The organism is Providencia sp. PROV004, from assembly GCF_011045615.1.
Taxonomy (GTDB): Bacteria; Pseudomonadota; Gammaproteobacteria; order Enterobacterales; family Enterobacteriaceae; genus Providencia; species Providencia rettgeri.
The window spans coordinates 896,422-915,044 of the sequence record NZ_CP042859.1 but is presented as its reverse complement, the minus strand read 5'-3'; the positions used below and the strand labels follow the sequence as shown (position 1 = coordinate 915,044).

The window sequence follows — 18,623 nt, the reverse complement described above, 5'->3', positions numbered from 1 at the left end:
TTTTTACTATTGTTTTCTATCAATATAAAAAGAGAGATTAGTATGTTAAATAAAAAAATGGCTTCTGTATTGTTATCAACAATTATTGCAGCTTCTTTTGCTACCGTTGCAAATGCAGATACACGTACCGCTCAAGCAACAGCTACATGGCAAGCAACTGCAATTAAAGACACGACAAGTATGTTAGTTGTGACTCCATTAAGAAGTTTAACCTTTAATTATGCCGAAGGCCAAAAAAGCTTTAACCAACAAAATGGCGCATTTGATATCGCTATTCAAGGCCAAGCTGGTGCAACTGACTTTAAATTAGCGTCAAAAATTATTGCTAATACATTAGCAAGAACTACCGACGATTCTAAATTAACTGTTGGTGTTAAATGGAATGGTGAAGATCTGACTAAAAATAATGATTTAGTATTAATTGATACATCAACCGGTTTAACTTCTGGTTTAGATAATTTAGCGGCTGATGGTATCTATAATGGCTCAGAGCGTGCAGCAGATCGCGGCGAATTCACCTTTGTTATTGCTGGCGCTGAAGCTGATGGCGCAGCGACTGACTTTAAAGCACTGACTGACGGTACATGGGATGGTGATGTGAAAGTTCAGTTTACTGCAACTTGGGACGGTGAGTTTACTCCAGCTCCTTAATTCAATATCCCCTTATTAGATAACTAAATATTACGATAAAGATACTATAGGGAAATAATATCTTTATCGTCATTCATTTTATAAATTTATGATTATGAAAAAGATAACATTAGCATTAATTTTATTATCATGGTTACCATTAAAAAGCAGTTTTGCTGTCAATGTGGGAAATATCACTGAAATAATATCATCGGATGAAGACACCTTATCTAAAGAAATTGAAAATACAGTAGATACGGCAAGATTGGTAAATTTAACGATAGAAAAAATAGATTCACCACTTGATACTGGAAAAGTAATTCCAGTTACTGATCCCAATGAAATATTATCAACCCCCGCTAACTTAATTCTTCCGGGGCATGCAAAAGATATATTTAAGATAATTTATCAAGGCCCAAAAGATAATAAAGAACGTTACTATCGATTAAATTGGAAAGATGATCCTATTGGCGAGAGTGGTGTTACACAAAGTGCGAAATCGGCATCAGCAACAACATCGGCAACAATTAGCACAATTCTCGTTGTCGCACCAAGAATTGAAAACTTTAATTATAAATATTCTAATTCCCAAGTTTCAAATACTGGAAACAGCACCTTCCGTGTAGTGGCTTCAGGCCCTTGTTTAGCAGAAAAACAAAAATACGGAGCGGATGGTATTTGTCGCGAGCGTTATTACCTCATGCCAAATTTAGCTGTCAAATTACAATTTGTCGATGTCACAAATAAAAAATCAAGCGTAGGTATTTGGCACAAAGGAGAGTTCATTGTTGTCAAATAATTAAGAATGGACTTAAATTATGCGTAAAAGTGCTATTGCTTTATCAATATTAAGTATTATTTTTTCGAATACGATTAATGCCAATGAAATGAAAAGCGTTAAGATCGGTGGATATATTATTCCTCCTGCATTTGTTAGTGCATTGGAAGAAGGAATGTCTGTACCTGTTTTTTTACGACTAAATGATGATACGGTAACCAATCAGAGCGAAAGCAAAATTGCAGATGCAGTTATTGTAATCGACCATGATAATATTAAATTATCAAGTATTCATCTCATTGAAAATGAGCACGGTGCGAAACTAAATAATTTACTAGTCGATAAACTTGAAGAAAAAAAGGATGCCATTTTTAATGAAAGTAATGGCATTGTTATTGATAATAATGCAACCCTTCAATTAAACATCTCTTCATTTAATTTATCATTAGATGTTGATAAAGCTGCTTTTTCGCCAAAAGAACATGCGCGGCAATCTGTACTAGGAAATTCTTCAGTCAATTCATTTTCAGCAGTAGCTAACTATGATTTAGGGGTATTTCAGAGCCGTGTTAAAGATTCAAAAGATACATCCAGTAGCTATTTCAATTTAGATACATTATTCGCAGCTGCGGAACATCACTTTAATGTAAATGCATCAGCATATAGCATTGGAAAATCTAATTCTAATGTTGAACTGTATCGTGCAATGTATGAGCGTGATTTCAACGGATTCCGTTTTGCACTTGGGCTAATGAGTACATGGAATTTGCAATCTATTGCCAGCTTAACTGCCCTTAGCAGCAGTAAAATTTATGCGGCATCAATAGGAAACAATTCCTCAAGTATGGTGACAAATAAGCAGCAATCACTCACGCCGATTTATGCTTTTTTAAATAGCCCAGGTGAAGTACGTATTTATCGACAAGGTAAATTATTAAATATTCAAAATTTTCCCATGGGTAATTTTGAAATTGATACAAGTATACTGCCTTATGGCATTTACGACGTCACTATTGAGACGGTAATCGATGGCAAAATTGTCACAACACAGCACCAAACAATTAATAAATCCTTCGGAGCGATAACAGGCGGTTTTGATAAACTCAATTGGGAAATTTATGGTGGTTATATTGACTTTGATAAGCGCCATTATGTAAGAAATGAAGGCTCAACGAGCCAAACTCCTGGTAAAAGCCATTTAATCGGAGCCTCTTTCGCTTATAACTTCCCTGTGTTGTCTGGCGTGCGTTTTCAAATGTCAAATTATGGGTTTGATAAATTTGTTGTACAAGAAACGAGTATCAATGCAGCTTTAAATAACTATATCTCAGTTAACTGGCAAGGCATGCTAGAAAACCATGGCAGTTATCGTAATATTGCGACTCTTTCTGTCAATATACCGGAAGGTTACGGTTCTTTATGGGCATCTAAAGAAAAAACTGTAGTGACTGGTGATTTACCACTTTATGATGCTGACAGTTATTCTTATGGCGGAACCATTAATTTTGACAAAATAATTGATAGAACTGGGTCACTGACTATTAGTAATACTAAAGATCGTCGTATTGGCAGTGATTCAATTAACTATGAATATGCGAATACATTATTCTCTGGCCGTTATGGAACCGTGGGGCTAAGAGCAGGTGTACAGCGTTATCATTATGATAATCAAAATAGTACCAACGAAAAATATATTAACCTCGATTTTTCCTTACCCTTATCAACATGGTTGAGTACAGGTGTTTCCTCAACAAATGGTAATGTGAAAGCGAATATTTATGCGAATAAAAATTTTGAAAATTCGGTGATTACCAATGCAGGGGTTTCTGTCTCCAAATTAGTCCGAGATAAAGATAATGGTGAATCCAATTTTTCAACATTAGGCTATGCTTCTTATGATACTAAATATAATTCAGGTACAGTGACGATTAATCGCCCCGATAATAACAGGCTTAATGGCAACTTAACATCTCGTGGCTCAGTGGCATATAGCGACGGCATGATCATGCCAAGTGGGCAGCAAGGCAAATCAGGCGTTATTATTAATTCCGATATAAAAGGTAGCGGTAGTATGGTCGCAAAAGTAAATGGGCAAAATTACCCAATTAGCGGAAAAAATACCTTTATTCCATTATCCCCTTATTCGGATTATGACATTCAGTTAATGAATGACGGAAAATCAAAAGACAGCTTTGATATTGTCTCAGGGCGAAATAAATCCGTCACATTATACCCAGGAAACATTGCTCTTTATCAACCAGAGGTAAGGCAATTAGTCACGGTATTTGGCCGTCTGAAATCACCAAATGGTGAATACATAAAATATGCCTCAATTCGAAATCATATTGGTCGCACAAAAACAGATCAAAATGGTGAATTTTCCATGGATGTTGACGTCCGATATCCAGTGATATCGCTATTACAAGATGATCAGCAAACAATTTGTGAAGCAGATTTAAACCTTCAAGGTGCACGTGGTGCATTGTGGGTCGGTGAGGTGACATGTGAACCTCAAGAAGCATTTGCTAAACGTTAATTATCACTTTAAAGGCTAATTTAATATGCGATTATTATCGATAACAGCACTTTTTATTTCATTTTCGGCTCTAATACCGAATTCGTTTTCTGCAACAGCACCATTACAAGAGTATGTCATTGTCGAAAACCAAGTTGATAACGAATTCTTTATTGTTGCTAATAGAGTTGACCCACGCTTCTCGGGCTCAAATGTATTCACAAAATACCAGCGCAATAGGCAATACAGCTTAGGTTATATGGGATATACAGGAACACCTTTTAGCTCAACTTATAATACAGGTGATATTTGGTTAGAAAATTCTCCCGTAAGCCAACCTTTTATCGGGAATCGTTGTATGACAAATAACCGAAATTGCCCGGCGACGTCTTATTGGTCAGCTCAGCAGTTACGAGATAATGGTGCGTATAAAATCCAACAAACAGGAACACCGGGTGAGTCTGGATATTCAAGACCGATATTTTCTGAATCTTTTTATCGCTGGTTAGCCGAAATACCACCAGGAACAGAATATACTTTTGATTTAAGAACCTGTACAAGCCGCGATGATTATGATTTAAGTAACGCAACCTGTATGACGAGTGGCGGAAGAACAACAACACAACAACATTACATTCCAACCAATAAAAAAGGCAATATTATTCTAAAAGGAACGGGAGCCTTACAAGAAGTTTTTGTGGATAGCAATGGCAATCCAACTATTGGACTTGGTTCTAACTTTTGCTCAACAGGAATTGTTGGAAATACATCTGGAATTATTTGTAAGTTAGTTGAATTAGAAACCCAAGGGCAATCTATCGGCGGTACATTTACAGTTCGTATGTATATTGATAGCGCAAAATTAGGCTTAGCTAGGGACCCCCGGGCTGCACTTATTCAGTATAAAGGGAGTAACAGCACACGCTGGACGAATTGGTCCTCAACAACCAACATGTCAGAGATCTTTAATAATGGCTCACAAAATATTGAGGTTTTCCTCTCAAATGAGTATTTAAAGTCAATTGTTGATGCTTCACCTAATTCAACCGTCACACTCGCTGATAGCGTGTATACTTTTGGTTTTCAATCACCACTTCCTCAATCGGGATTTTATGAATTTACGCCTTCAAATTTCTTAATAATTAAACCGAGGGATTATGGAATCAGCATTATTCCTGCAGATTTTAACCCAAACCAATCGAAAACGGGCAAAGTCGGCAATGATGAACCACCAATAGAATTTAATTATATCGTCACAACTAGCGGGCCAAGACAAGCGGATTCTATTACGGCAAAAGTTGAAGGACCAAACACAACATTAAAAGGACAATCATACTGTTTATTTACCTCGAGTGATAATAAACTTAATGTCCCTTTTTCCGCTTATCTTTCATTTAAAAATGAAAATGGCGCTAGAGAATCACACCGAGCAAGTTGTGATAGCAATGAAGTTTCATTAAAAAATGCATTATGGTCTGAAACACCATGGGATAGGCCTAATGAGGATTTAGGATCTTTTTATCGGACTAACTTAGATTTATCATTCCCAATGAATGACTCTGAATCATTTTTTACATTAGATGGCATTGATTGGTTAGGAACCGTTTCTGCAAGTGGCACAATAACTGTCAAAGCAATTTGGACTGGACCCGATATTCAATAATATCTAATGACGACTTATAGGGCTACTTGTAAAAGCTCAAATGGCCCTTTTATTGAACCTCATATATACTTAAACTTTGGCTTGGATTTTTAATATGAAACCATTTTATTTACTTAAAATCCTATTCTTGATTGTGCTATCAATGCTTTGCAATAGTGCTGTTGCTTTATATATCAATGCAGATATTTCTTCGATGGAGTCAGGACAAGAGTTTTTTTCTAAGCCATACATCAATGACACAAATAAAACTAATTTATATAATTTTAGTGCTTACAAAATTGATAAACCAGGTAACCAAGAACATGGAACATCTCTCCATAATGGCGAGATTATTTTTACTCCATTGAAGAAAATTTTATTACCTGGAGAACAAGAGTTTTTTAAGATTTTTTATCGAGGAGAAACCGATGAGACTGAGCGCTATTATAAAATCATCATTAGCGAAACGCCTCTTGATATGCGTAATGATGATGAACAAAAAAAGCGACCTTTATTTTACCCAACGGTTAGCCTAGAAACCTATTTCGTTGTAAGACCCAAAAAACCAGATTTCAAATATGAGCTTAATCCCAGTACTCGTATTCTAAAAAATACGGGAAATACCTATTTTAGAGTGCTCTTACATGAAAACTGTGATGCTAATGATGATTCCGAGCCTTATGTATTTTACTTATTACCTGGCCAAGAATCTAAAGATGAGCGTCTTAAAAAGAAGAGCCGTAAATATATTGTAATCTTTGATAAATATTACCCAATTGGCAACTGTGAATAAAAAACCAATAATATCAATTTGTTATAAAATAAAATGACAAATTTGACTATGCTATTGTTTAAAAAAATTTAATTATCTAATCATAATTCGATAGATACTCTGTATCTATAATTACCTAAAAGCATTACAAATTCATAAAACTCAGTTATATAAAATTGCTTCAGACAATTTAAAAATAAATTAATTTAAGCATCTATGACTTGAAATAGTGATTAATACTGTTTTTTGCCCAAATATAAAACATCAAAACAAAAAATGTCAGTTTCATTAATACGATACACTGAAATTTTTCATCATTACATATATAACCAATCATTATAAACAAAAATTTATTTTCATATTTTCTTCTCAAAAAAAGAGTAGTATATTACACTGATATAATTACTTTAAAATCAATGACTATCATGTTAGCTAAAAGTAACCAAACTAAGCACATATTTTAATAACTAAATAAGAGTCATGTATGATATATATACTGAATAACATAATAAAATATAACTCTGACTTAGGTGAAATATTTAGGGTGGATACAGAACTCAGTGTAATGAAATTAACCCCCGTATTGAATTATATTTTTATAATACTAATTCAAAATAACAAAACGACTATCACTCGTGAAGAGATACTAAAAAAAATACTAAATAAATATGACTTAAAAGTTTCGATAAACACGCTTAACCAATACATTAGTACATTAAGAAAAGTATTACATCAACAGCTTTTAGTTGAAAATGCAATTCTAAGCATATCAAAAAAAGGCCTTGTTATCTCTTCTGAAATTCAAATTGAAGAATCGATTGCTAAGTTCAATAACAAAATAGAGAAAAGCCTAGCTAACCCTCCCATTTCAAGCAAAAAATCTGCCAAATCACTATTACTTAGTAATAAAAATCATATTATTAAAAAAATATTATTGATAATTAGTGTTTTTTTACTTTTGGTGATTATTTACCTTGTAAATCAAATTTACGCAGTAAAATACCCATATACATCAATACAATCATACAAAATTAGCACAATTGGTGATTGCCCTGTTTATGGATTCAAAGATAACTATGAAAAAAACATAAGTGATACAATAGGCAAACAAGCAATTGATTTTAACTTAACCTGTGAAGATTCTGATATCTTTTATTATTACAACAACATACAAAACTTAGGAAAAAACAAACATAGCTTATTAGTAAAATGCAAAAAAAACAAAGATTGCATTTCAACAAGAATAAACTGGCAGGAAAAAAATGACTAATAAAACACTATACTCATTGATACTAACATTTTCATTAATCATCGTTTTCTTGTTGTTTAACTTGAATTTAGAAAAAAATAAAGCGCAATATTGCGAAGCAACTGTTTCCTCTAATTTCATATTGGCTAATAATAAATCATCATATGCACTAAATATGAAATTAGTAAAAAACAATGATAACAGTGGGTATATTAAATTATTAGGAACAATTACAACTGATAAGACATATACTGTCAATCGAGTTGTTCATTTCAATCAATCATCAAGACAGTATATAAAAGATTTAAAATTAACCATAAGTTATGACAGAAAATCTACAAATGATAATGTCCCTGATGATATATTCGAAAAATATTTTAAAGCATTCAACCTAAATTCAATTGCATATGTAGAAATTGATGAGATAACTCCTGATTGGTACCTTTTTTCAAGTTCGTTTGGCCCTTATTTTGTCTGTAGCAGACAAGCCAAATTAAATACAATTTAATATATAGCGTTCCACTTATAAAGTTTAGATAATAGCAAGTATTGTATCTTTGCTTCTTATTATCATTTCTATTTATCTCCAACTAATTAGGTTTGATTATACTTTTATCTAGAATTAAATTTGTATGCTACCTATCGATAAGTACTAACTCAACCCTTAATAAGTCACCATTTCAACTTAATCTATAAATACTTTCTGTAATTTTATGTAAAAATATAAATAATTACTTTTATATGACTATAAATGCATTTTTTTCATTTATTATTTATTATTTATTATATTTCTACTTTTAAGCCCCCCTTCAAGTTAACATAACGCATTGTTTTTATTGAATTATAAAAACCTATACTTTAGTTTAATAGCTTATAGTCATTATTAATATCTATATTGATAGTCAGGACCTATTAAATAAACTATTTTTGATTCATTAAAACAATTTCACATTAGTAACTAAAAAATATAATCTACCCTTCATTGAGAAAGCCAAAAAATTTAAAATAGTGCTATCATTAATAGCTAACTTTTAGATAATAAATTTATAATAGAGAGAATATAAAATGAAACATATCAATACTAAAGAATTGAATATAAATAACGACCTAGATATTGTTATGGCCACCGCAAAATACTTAAAATCTGCACGTATTGAAAGATCATTAACGGGTACAGAGGTAGGAAATCTATTAAATTTGAGCCAACAACAAATATCAAGATATGAGAATGGCCAATCTGCTATTTCTATTGATAGCCTTCATACATATCTTAAAGTATTAGGAAAAGATTGGTTAGATTACTTTAGATCTGTTATCTTAGTTAGAGTTCATGCGAATTACTATTAATACAAGCAATACAAAATTTAAATTAATTATTTTAAATAAGAAATTAATTTTAAGATAAGTGCTCAAAATCACATATCAATAACAACATGAAAAATTTTAAAGTAGTTAATATGATTGAAAAAAATGCGAATTATTCTCGCAAGTTTACTATTTACAAATCTCATTATATCAAAACTTAACTCGAAGAAGTTATTAGAAGCAGCAAATGATATCTATAGAAAGGAACTCTCAGTGCAGTTGAATACAGTCATTCAAAAAGAAAACGCCACGCTAATAAATTAGCGTGGCGTTATAATTTGGCGGAACGGACGTCTGCCTAAAACAATTCCAATCCAGTACAAAAAAATCCAAATTATACTTTATTTTCAATAATTTATTCAAACATCACTTCCAAACACATATAATTAACTCCATTGAAAACTTAACATAAATGGCATACCAAATGGCATACCCAACTTTGAGGATCGATTCATCATGGCGGTATTAACTCATTCTAAAGCAAAACATATTCAACCAGGGGATAAACCATTGTCTCATGGTGGTATTACCGGTCTTACTCTTCATCCATCATCAACAAAGGGTAGAGGTAAGTGGGTTCTTCGTTATATGAGTCCTGTAACACAAAAACGAAGAAATGCTGGATTAGGTAGTTTTCCCGAAATATCTATTTCCGAAGTTACAAATATCGCATCAACAATGCGAGAACAAATTATTAAAGGCATTGATCCTCTTGAGCTCAAAAAATCAATCTCCGATGAACCTTCAATCCCTACTTTTGAGGTGGCTGCCCGTAAACTCCATGCAGAGTTACTACCTGGTTGGAAAAATAAAAAACACGGTAAACAATGGATCACTACACTGGAACAATATGTATTTCCTACCATAGGTTTATTAAAGTTGGATATCATAACTCCAGCCAATATTGCAGATGCATTACGCCCTATCTGGCTAACTCGCTCAGAAACAGCATCCCGCATAAAACAACGTATCCACGCAGTTATGCAGTGGGGATGGGCTCATGGCTATTGCGCAGCCAACCCTACTGATGTCGTTAACCATTTATTACCGCAACAAATCAGCGCTCATGTACGTACCGAGCATCAACCTGCGATGCCTTGGAAAAGGCTACCTTTATATATTCGCACACATATATACCAACCCGAACGTTACAATGTTACCCGAGCAATACTGCTATTTATCATGTTAACAGCCTGTCGTTCTGGCGAGGCTAGAGCGATGCAATGGCAGGAAATTGATTTTAAACGAGCGGTATGGACAATACCCGCAGAACGTATGAAATCAGGGTTGCAACACCGAGTGCCATTATCTGAGCAAACTTTAGCGCTATTGAACAATCTAAAAGGCGTACATGACACACTAGTTTTTCCATCACCTAGAAAACAAATTGTGCTCTCCGATATGGTTGTCACCTCATTTCTTAGACGAACCAAAGCCCCCAGTGACACCAATGGTCGCGTTGCAACAGCACATGGTTTTCGCTCTACCTTTCGGGATTGGTGTTCAGAACATGGCTATTCGCGGGATTTAGCTGAACGGGCACTTGCACATACCGTTAAAAATAAAGTAGAAGCGGCGTACCACCGCACTGATTTATTAGAGCAACGAAGACCCATGATGCAAGCGTGGGCTGATTACTTGTTGGCTCAACATTAACTCTAAATGCTGTAGGTGTTGTGCCTACAGCACATCAAATAAATACACTATTTTTTATTCGTTTTTTTTGATTTTTTCCTTCTTTTGCTATTTTCTTTTTTTACTGCGTGACTAAAGGCTCTTTTAATATCAGGCTGATTCCAACGTGTAATAGAATAACTGAACTCAGTTTCAGAAAAATTCATACTATTTTTAGGATCAATTTGCTGTACACAACCCCATAGCTCACCAGCAATCGCATCTGCAGCTTCTTTTTTACTTTTCCATGAAAAGCCTAAGAGAACCTTTTCATTTAAAATGCGTATTGCTTCCGAGCGGATCTTAGTGTGTAAATCAGATTTAACGCTCCCGCCTTTTATTGCTGCGGTCGTGCGCTGCTCTCTTTCCGATACAGTTCTCACCATCTGATTAACATAACCCATCGAGCCGATGCATTCATGAATTAAAATAACAGCACGTTCTAAAAAAATTAATGAAATATCATTATGTTTTCCCCAACAATGACGACCTAACCAATAAAAAACAGAAGACCAAAGAATTTTATCTTGGAAAATATCATGTGGCTCACGCCACGACCTCAACTGTTCTTCAAGCACAAAAATAGAAGCCCTCTGCAACAAAAGCGTTAAATCTTCTCGACTGTCCGTATACTGACTAAGAATTGCAGTGACGGTATTTTGGGTTAACTCGTGATCCTTTTGAGCCAATACATCCCTGTATAGCTCGCCAGCCTCATACTCTAAGTTAGGAAATGAAGATAAGCGCTTTCTAGCATGACGAAAATCCCTTAAATACTTCTTCAAAAGAAAATAATCGAATGACCCCATAACAGTAACTCCCCTATTCATTAGCCTTGTTTTAAAAATGGAGTACCTCTTGCCTAAAAAAACATTTTTCCGAGCAAAAAGCCAATAAAAAAACTTATTTTTCAATAAAATAAATGCAATTTCATTTTAAAAAAAAAACTTCCTAGCTCCTGCATGTTCATGCTCATTATATTTCGTTATGCTTTTGATCATCCAAAGCACACCAAGAGGTATTAACCCATGATAAACACATCCAATATTAAAATATTGCGCTTACCGATAGTGTTACAACGCATTGGTATTGCACGATCAACGCTATATGACTGGATAAACCCAAAATCACCACGCTATGACCCAACGTTTCCAAAGCAAAAGCGCTTGGGACGCCAATCCGTTGGCTGGGTTGAATCAGAAATAAATGATTGGCTACTTAACAGACAATCAGTTTAATTTAATTCACTATAGCAAATAAGGAGAATAGATTAAAAATCTTCATGTTATTTTCTGTGATTACACAAAAAAATAAAAAACTAAACAGTTAATTTATTGAATTTTGATGATTCAACCATGACTGTCTTCATTTATATATAACCCAGAGAAAAGGATAATTATCATGTCCCAACGGATTTCTATTACCATAAAAAATGAATCAAGCCTAAAAGCTATTGATGAATACTGTCATAAAAATAATTTAACACGCTCCGCTGTAATAGCGAACATATTAGCGAGTGCTTGCCCGCTGTTGAATGAAATAAATCAACATACACAGATAGTTAATGAATTGGAAAACCAGCTATTTAATCCTAAAAAAAACTCACAAAAATTATGGGGAGACACCCCCGTATTTTCACTACCTGAATACTTATTGGATATTTGGCAAACCCACGTAATAGAAAAAGGGATCATTATTGACAAACATGCTTACCCTCATGCTTATAAAAGCCCCAAAATAGGTTTAAAGGAAAAGAAAACCATTCAAGAAACATTGAATAGCTATATAGATTCACCATATATTAAAAAGGCCATTTTTATTTATACAGACAGGCATGTTCACTATAAATTACATAAAGCAGGTGGGTTTTCAAATACAATATTAATTAGAAATACTGAATACAAAAATTACCTATTCGATTTTAACGCAATTATTCACATCCCGATAAAGGATATTGTTTTCCATGGAATAGAGGCAGCATTCAAAAAAAACCAAATAATATTAAAAGAAAGTTATGTCGCTTTTATTCCTATTTATCACTCAAACAATCAGTGTGTTTTAATTGGTGTGATAGATAAAACGCAAGTAAATAGAAAAATAGAGAGCAGTCCAGATACGATTATCATAAATCCAATCTAACCGTTCATTAATTCGTTTTATGACCCTTAAGGTGACAAAATGAGCCATTATGCATATTTTAGAATCGTTCAAAATAGCAATTTTAGTCTACAAGAGGTTGAGCAATGCCTAAACGATATCGCTGGCATCCATCCAATAAAAAGAGAACATATTATTTTAGAACATCAATCAATAACGGATGTCAATGAGCTACCAAGTCAATTGATGTATTATATTGATAGGGTATTTACACCTGATGATACCTTAATTACAAGAACACTCCATGATTTGGGGAATAACACACAACAAATCGCTTATGTTATACAACGCTGCCAATCTCTGGGGATGAAATTACTCTTCCTCAACGACTTAGGCCAAAATGTATTTTCGCTAAATGTCCCTTTAGCCGAAATACTCAATCAATTAAAAAACATTGAGGATAATTATGAAAAAATGAAACTCGATAGACGACATGCGATTGCATTACAACAAGGAAAAATATTAGGACGCCCCGAAGGAAGTGTTTATAAACAAGCTATTTATGAAATGAGGTGCAAAGGATATAAACAACGAGAAGTCGCTAATCATTTTAATATTAGCCTTTCTACCGTGAAACGATATTGGAAAAAAAGACTATTCGAATAGCACTAACTACAGAGTGATTATTTATCAACCAATTCAGTATTGGTGGGGGATTATCGATATTATTGATGTTGGAAAGGTAATATATATTACCAATAACACAACCTGAATAACTAACTAATATAACTTACACCGTAGATATCAATATAATCCAATACTGACTGTAACCTAATATCAATAATATCAGCTTAGCCAGAGGTCAATATCTAAATAAATACGTCATTATTAATCTATAGATTAATAAATCTATGCCTGTTAAACAGGAATAACACAATACTCAATAAACCATAAGGGATCAGATAACCACATTATCTGTCCTTTATCACTACCAACATTCATACGAAAGGGTCATTCCAAATGACCCTAAGGGATCATTATGTCTAAAAAAGAATACAACCCGGGTTACCAAGGTGCGATTGCAGAAACTTTAGATTGTGCCTTACAAGCCTACCCTCGTATTACTGTGATACGAGTAGATCTCCATTTCCCTATGATGGATGAATATGGGGATATGCCAAACTGTTTTCCTAACACAGAAGGCTCTCCTATCACCCGTTTTATGAACTCCTTAAATGCAAAGCTTAAACACGATCAACACCGTAAAATAGGTCAAGGGATACGCGTTTACCCTAACCGTTTACGTTACATCTGGGTAAAAGAACTCGTAGATGGATACCTCCCTCACTACCACTGTGCATTAATCTTCAATAAAGACGCCTACTATCATCTAGGAGACTATGACTTAAATATACCTAGTTTACGGACGATGATTACCACAGCGTGGTACAGTGCGTTACAGCTCGAATTAGACCCTATTATTGATACTGGTCCATTAGTTCACTACCCTGAGAACTGTCGGTACTGTTTAAATCGAGAAGCCTTATCCTTTAGCGATGACTATAATACCGTAATAGAACGATTAAATTACCTAGCTAAAGAATATTCTAAACACTACAGTTCAAATTACCGTACGATAGGCTATAGTCAGTATTAATAATACATATGGTGGCCTTAGGGCCACCTATGCAATTAGGTAATATTCACACTGGCAGTACTGCGTAATCTATCGTTATAACAAACTAATATCACACTCAACGAACGTTACTATCCAATACCGAAGAAAACAATTGGACTCACTTCTTTCTAATCCACTTCGATTTGAATATTTTGAGGAAAAATCATTACAATGATAGTATAAGCAACATTGACACATCAAACTAAACAGTAAAAAAACAATGAAAATCAATTCATTAATAATAAAAATCACATGGAAAGAACACTAGCGACTACTAGCTAATCATTATAGCCCGTTTAATAAGTGAATATTAAATACGTATCAGCGACATAACGTGGAAAATCGGACTAGATTATGTTTTTGTACAAAAACACGCTATGAATACTTTAAAACGCTAGATAAGCTATGTGAATTATTTAGTTACGCGCTGAATCAATCATTATAATGTTATAGGCAACAAATCTATCATCTAAAGGTTAAGGGACCCAAATGGCCATTAAGAAAAACGAACTATACTCCTCACTATGGGCCAGTTGCGACGAATTACGCGGTGGGATGGATGCCAGCCAGTACAAAGACTATGTACTGACCATGCTGTTTATGAAGTATGTATCTGATAAGTATAAAGGCGACCCATACGGTATGATTGTCGTACCCCAAGGTGCCAGCTTTGATGATATGGTTGCGCTTAAAGGCGATAAAGAAATCGGCGATAAAATAAACAAAATCATCAGTGCGTTAGCCGAAGAAAACGATCTCAAAAGTGTCATCGATGTCGCCGATTTTAACGACGAAGATAAACTAGGAAAAGGCAAAGAGATGATTGACCGCCTTTCCAAGCTGATAGGCATATTTGAAGGGCTAGATCTCTCTTCCAACCGCGCGGATGGTGACGATTTATTGGGTGATGCTTACGAATACCTAATGCGTCACTTTGCGACTGAGTCAGGTAAGTCCAAAGGCCAGTTTTACACCCCATCCGAAGTTTCACGCATTCTTTCGAAAGTGATTGGTATTGATAGTAATACCCCGCAAGACGCTACCGTTTATGATCCAACTTGCGGTTCAGGTTCATTATTATTAAAAGCGAGTGATGAAGCACCGCGTGGCTTGAGTATTTTTGGCCAAGAAATGGACAACGCCACCAGCGCCTTGGCTCGTATGAATATGATCCTACACAACAACGCCACCGCGAAAATCTGGAAAGGCAACACCATTTCAGATCCACAGTGGAAAGAAGCCAACGGGCAACTGAAAACCTTCGATTTTGCTGTCGCTAACCCCCCTTTCTCCAACAAAAACTGGACTAACGGCATTAATCCTAAAGAGGATGAATTTGATCGCTTTAGCTGGGGAATTCCCCCAGAAAAAAATGGTGACTACGCCTTCTTGTTGCATATTATCAAAAGCTTAAAAAGCACGGGTAAAGGCGCCGTCATTCTCCCCCACGGTGTATTGTTCCGGGGCAACGCCGAAGCGCGTATTCGTGAAAATCTGATTAAGCAAGGTTTTATCAAAGGAATTATCGGTTTACCTGCCAACCTATTCTACGGCACGGGTATTCCTGCCTGTATTATCGTGATCGACAAAGAACACGCACAGGCGAGAGAAAGTATTTTTATGGTCGATGCCAGCAAAGGCTTTATCAAAGATGGCAATAAAAACCGCCTGCGTAGTCAGGATATTTATAAAATTGTTGAGGTATTTACCAAGCAATTAGAACAACCTCGCTTTAGCCGGATGGTGCCATTAAGCGAAATAGTGGCTAATGACTACAATCTAAATATACCGCGTTATATTGATTCCAGTGAACCAGAAGACTTGCACGACCTCAGTGCCCATCTACAAGGTGGTATTCCCAATCGTGATATCGATGCCTTAGAACACTACTGGCAGATATTCCCAAGTATTCGTGCGACCTTATTCAAACCAGCACGTGAAGGTTATAGCGAAGCTTTAGTTAAAGCCTCTGAAGTGAAGAATACCATTCTAAACCATGATGAATTTAAACAGTTTGCGACGAATAGCTTGCAGCATTATCACGCTTGGGCTCGCGCATCTAATTTAGCTGAGATCAGTGTAGGTGATCAGCCTAAAGCGTTAATCGCTGAAATTGGCGAAAGTTTGTTGCAAAGCTATTCACAAACACCATTGCTGAGCAAATACGATATCTACCAGATCCTGATGGATTACTGGAGTGATACGATGCAAGACGATGTGTACGTACTGGTACAAGATGGTTGGTCTACAGGTAAGGTATTGCGTGAGTTAGAAGTCAAAAAAGGTGAAAAACTGAGAGAAACGCCTGACTTAGTGATTGGTAAAACCAAGTATAAAGCTGAGTTGATCCCCCCTGCACTTATCGTGGCACGCTATTTTGCCGATGAACAAACTAAAATCGATACCTTGCAAAGCAAACTTGATAGTGCCAGTCAAGAGTTAGAAACCTATCTTGAGGAAAATAGCGGTGACGACGGCCTACTTAATGAGGCATTGAATGATCAAGACAAGATCACCAAAGCCACAGTCACGGCACGTTTGAAAGTTGCCACTGACCCTGATGAAAAATCAGCATTAAAACAAGCTCAAAAGCTGTTTGATAATGAAGCCGATGCTAAAAAAGCGCTAAAAAAAGCCCAAGATGCCCTCGATTTAGCGGTGTTTAAACAATACCCGAAACTGAGTATCGACGAAATTAAAACATTGATTATAAAAGATAAATGGCTGGCAACGTTGCAAAGCAATATTGAGGCTGAAATTGAGCGCGTGACTCAGCAACTGGCTAATCGCGTTAAAGAGTTGGAAGAACGCTACAGTGAACCATTGCCGGATATTACTAAATCGGTAGAAGAGCTGAGTGAGAAAGTCGCAGGCCATTTAAAAGCGATGGGTTTGGAGTGGTCACTATGAGCGTTGAAGTAACAGAAACGGGTTTAAATCTTATTCCGGCTGGCTATAAGCAGACGGAAGTTGGGGTGATCCCTGAGGATTGGGATGCTGTATGTCTCGGAGATATTTCAGAAGTTCGCATGTGTAAACGCATACTTTCAGGACAAACTAAAAAGATAGGCGCTATACCATTTTTCAAAATAGGTACATTTGGAGGTGAGCCTGATGCTTATATTACACACTTTCTTTATAAAGAATTTAAAGCTAAATACTCATTTCCAAATAAAGGTGACATCTTAGTTTCTGCAGCAGGAACGCTCGGGAAATCTGTAGTTTATGATGGGAAGCCTGCATATTTCCAAGATTCGAACATCGTTTGGCTCGAAGTTAATAAATATAAATTACTTAATGAATACTTATATCATTACTACAAGATAATCAAATGGGCGTCATCAGAAGGCAGTACTATCGCTCGGTTATACAATGGAATCATTCGTGCATCAATAATTGCTCTACCTAAAATTAACGAACAAATCGCCATAGCCACTGCACTATCCGATGTTGATGCGCTGATTAGCGAATTAGAAAAACTGATCGCAAAAAAACAAGCTATCAAAACTGCCACTATGCAGCAGCTCCTCACAGGCCGCACCCGCCTGCCGCAGTTTGCCTTGCGCGAAGACGGTACGCCAAAAGGCACCAAGCCAAGTGAATTGGGAGAAATACCGGAGGATTGGGAGATTCTTGGGTTAGGAGCGCTATTTCAGCCGTCGGTGTCGAAGAAGCCTATCAAACCAAAGAGTTTAGTGTCTTTTGTAGGAATGCAAGATGTCACAGAACAAGCCCAATTATCGACTCAACACTTATTGGCAATTGAAAATGTAAAAAGCGGGTTCACTTACTTTGAGCGCGGAGATGTTCTGGTTGCGAAGATAACTCCCTGCTTTGAAAATGGTAAAGGCTGCCATACTGAGACTCTGAGTACTGACATTGGTTTTGGTAGTACCGAATTTCATGTTCTGCGAGCTACTGATAACTCGGATTCGAGATTCATTTATTACTGGAGTAACAGAAATGTATTCAGGAAATCCCTTGAATCGGAGATGGTTGGTAGTGCAGGCCACCGAAGAGTACCACTGTCAGCAATAGCAAAATATACAATTCCAGTTCCACCAAAAGAAGAGCAAACCGCCATCGCCACCATTCTCTCTGATATGGACGACGAGATTCAGGCACTGGAACAACGCCTTGGCAAAACCCGCCAAATCAAACAAGGCATGATGCAAGAGCTGCTGACGGGTAAGACTCGGCTGCCTTATGACAAGGAATAAGGA

General features: G+C 35.7%; 16 protein-coding genes. 15 read left to right on the top strand and 1 reads right to left on the bottom strand.

What is annotated here, in order from left to right:
* The first annotated feature begins 42 nt into the window (after positions 1-42).
* From ecpA to FVA69_RS03945, 9 genes are all read left to right on the top strand, one after another.
* Entirely contained in the window at positions 43-651 is a 609-nt protein-coding gene (ecpA, locus tag FVA69_RS03985; RefSeq protein ID WP_004914448.1) for a common pilus major fimbrillin subunit EcpA, read from the top strand.
* A 94-nt stretch (positions 652-745) separates the two neighbouring features.
* The gene (locus FVA69_RS03980) at positions 746-1,429 is read left to right on the top strand and encodes a hypothetical protein (RefSeq protein WP_004914450.1); all 684 of its coding nucleotides are present in this window, start codon (positions 746-748) and stop codon (positions 1,427-1,429) included.
* A 19-nt stretch (positions 1,430-1,448) separates the two neighbouring features.
* Positions 1,449-3,944, top strand: coding sequence for a TcfC E-set like domain-containing protein (locus FVA69_RS03975; protein ID WP_109911905.1), 2,496 nt, complete (start codon positions 1,449-1,451; stop codon positions 3,942-3,944).
* 25 nt (positions 3,945-3,969) lie between these two features.
* A complete protein-coding gene (locus FVA69_RS03970; RefSeq protein ID WP_004914456.1) occupies positions 3,970-5,586 on the top strand; it encodes a hypothetical protein in 1,617 nt (538 codons plus the stop codon).
* A 142-nt stretch (positions 5,587-5,728) separates the two neighbouring features.
* Positions 5,729-6,358, top strand: coding sequence for a fimbrial protein (locus FVA69_RS03965; protein ID WP_371021399.1), 630 nt, complete (start codon positions 5,729-5,731; stop codon positions 6,356-6,358).
* A 523-nt stretch (positions 6,359-6,881) separates the two neighbouring features.
* Complete coding sequence (locus FVA69_RS03960; protein ID WP_162598834.1) at positions 6,882-7,607, top strand: winged helix-turn-helix domain-containing protein; 726 nt, start codon at positions 6,882-6,884, stop codon at positions 7,605-7,607.
* A complete protein-coding gene (locus tag FVA69_RS03955; protein ID WP_164528448.1) occupies positions 7,600-8,094 on the top strand; it encodes a FidL-like protein in 495 nt (164 codons plus the stop codon). The genes FVA69_RS03960 and FVA69_RS03955 overlap by 8 nt, the downstream gene beginning before the upstream one ends.
* A 557-nt stretch (positions 8,095-8,651) precedes the next feature.
* On the top strand, positions 8,652-8,933 hold the full coding sequence (locus FVA69_RS03950) for a helix-turn-helix domain-containing protein (RefSeq protein ID WP_004914468.1): 282 nt from the start codon (positions 8,652-8,654) through the stop codon (positions 8,931-8,933).
* Positions 8,934-9,407: 474 nt separating this feature from the next.
* Positions 9,408-10,607 (top strand): tyrosine-type recombinase/integrase, encoded by a 1,200-nt coding sequence (locus FVA69_RS03945; RefSeq protein WP_164528447.1) that lies wholly within the window; start codon positions 9,408-9,410, stop codon positions 10,605-10,607.
* 47 nt (positions 10,608-10,654) lie between these two features.
* On the opposite strand, the gene FVA69_RS03940 is transcribed toward FVA69_RS03945, so the two are convergent.
* A complete protein-coding gene (locus FVA69_RS03940) occupies positions 10,655-11,434 on the bottom strand; it encodes a hypothetical protein (protein ID WP_164528446.1) in 780 nt (259 codons plus the stop codon).
* Between the two features lie 219 nt (positions 11,435-11,653).
* Here FVA69_RS03940 and FVA69_RS03935 point away from each other — a divergent pair, with 219 nt between their 5' ends.
* The 6 genes from FVA69_RS03935 to FVA69_RS03910 all read left to right on the top strand — a co-directional run bounded on the left by FVA69_RS03935 (position 11,654) and on the right by FVA69_RS03910 (position 18,620).
* Positions 11,654-11,863: a helix-turn-helix transcriptional regulator gene (locus FVA69_RS03935; RefSeq protein ID WP_036967264.1), complete on the top strand. Its 210-nt coding sequence runs from the start codon at positions 11,654-11,656 to the stop codon at positions 11,861-11,863.
* A 163-nt stretch (positions 11,864-12,026) separates the two neighbouring features.
* Positions 12,027-12,764 carry a hypothetical protein gene (locus FVA69_RS03930; RefSeq protein WP_036967273.1) on the top strand — a complete coding sequence of 246 codons (738 nt, stop codon included), beginning with the start codon at positions 12,027-12,029 and terminating at the stop codon, positions 12,762-12,764.
* Between the two features lie 39 nt (positions 12,765-12,803).
* On the top strand, positions 12,804-13,388 hold the full coding sequence (locus FVA69_RS03925) for a helix-turn-helix domain-containing protein (protein ID WP_238789282.1): 585 nt from the start codon (positions 12,804-12,806) through the stop codon (positions 13,386-13,388).
* Positions 13,389-13,761: 373 nt separating this feature from the next.
* Positions 13,762-14,379: an inovirus Gp2 family protein gene (locus FVA69_RS03920; protein WP_154628735.1), complete on the top strand. Its 618-nt coding sequence runs from the start codon at positions 13,762-13,764 to the stop codon at positions 14,377-14,379.
* 510 nt (positions 14,380-14,889) lie between these two features.
* Positions 14,890-17,310, top strand: a complete 2,421-nt coding sequence (locus FVA69_RS03915; protein ID WP_164528445.1) for a type I restriction-modification system subunit M — start codon at positions 14,890-14,892, stop codon at positions 17,308-17,310.
* Positions 17,307-18,620: a restriction endonuclease subunit S gene (locus tag FVA69_RS03910; protein WP_164528444.1), complete on the top strand. Its 1,314-nt coding sequence runs from the start codon at positions 17,307-17,309 to the stop codon at positions 18,618-18,620. Before FVA69_RS03915 ends, FVA69_RS03910 begins: the two co-directional genes overlap by 4 nt.
* Positions 18,621-18,623: the final 3 nt, after the last annotated feature.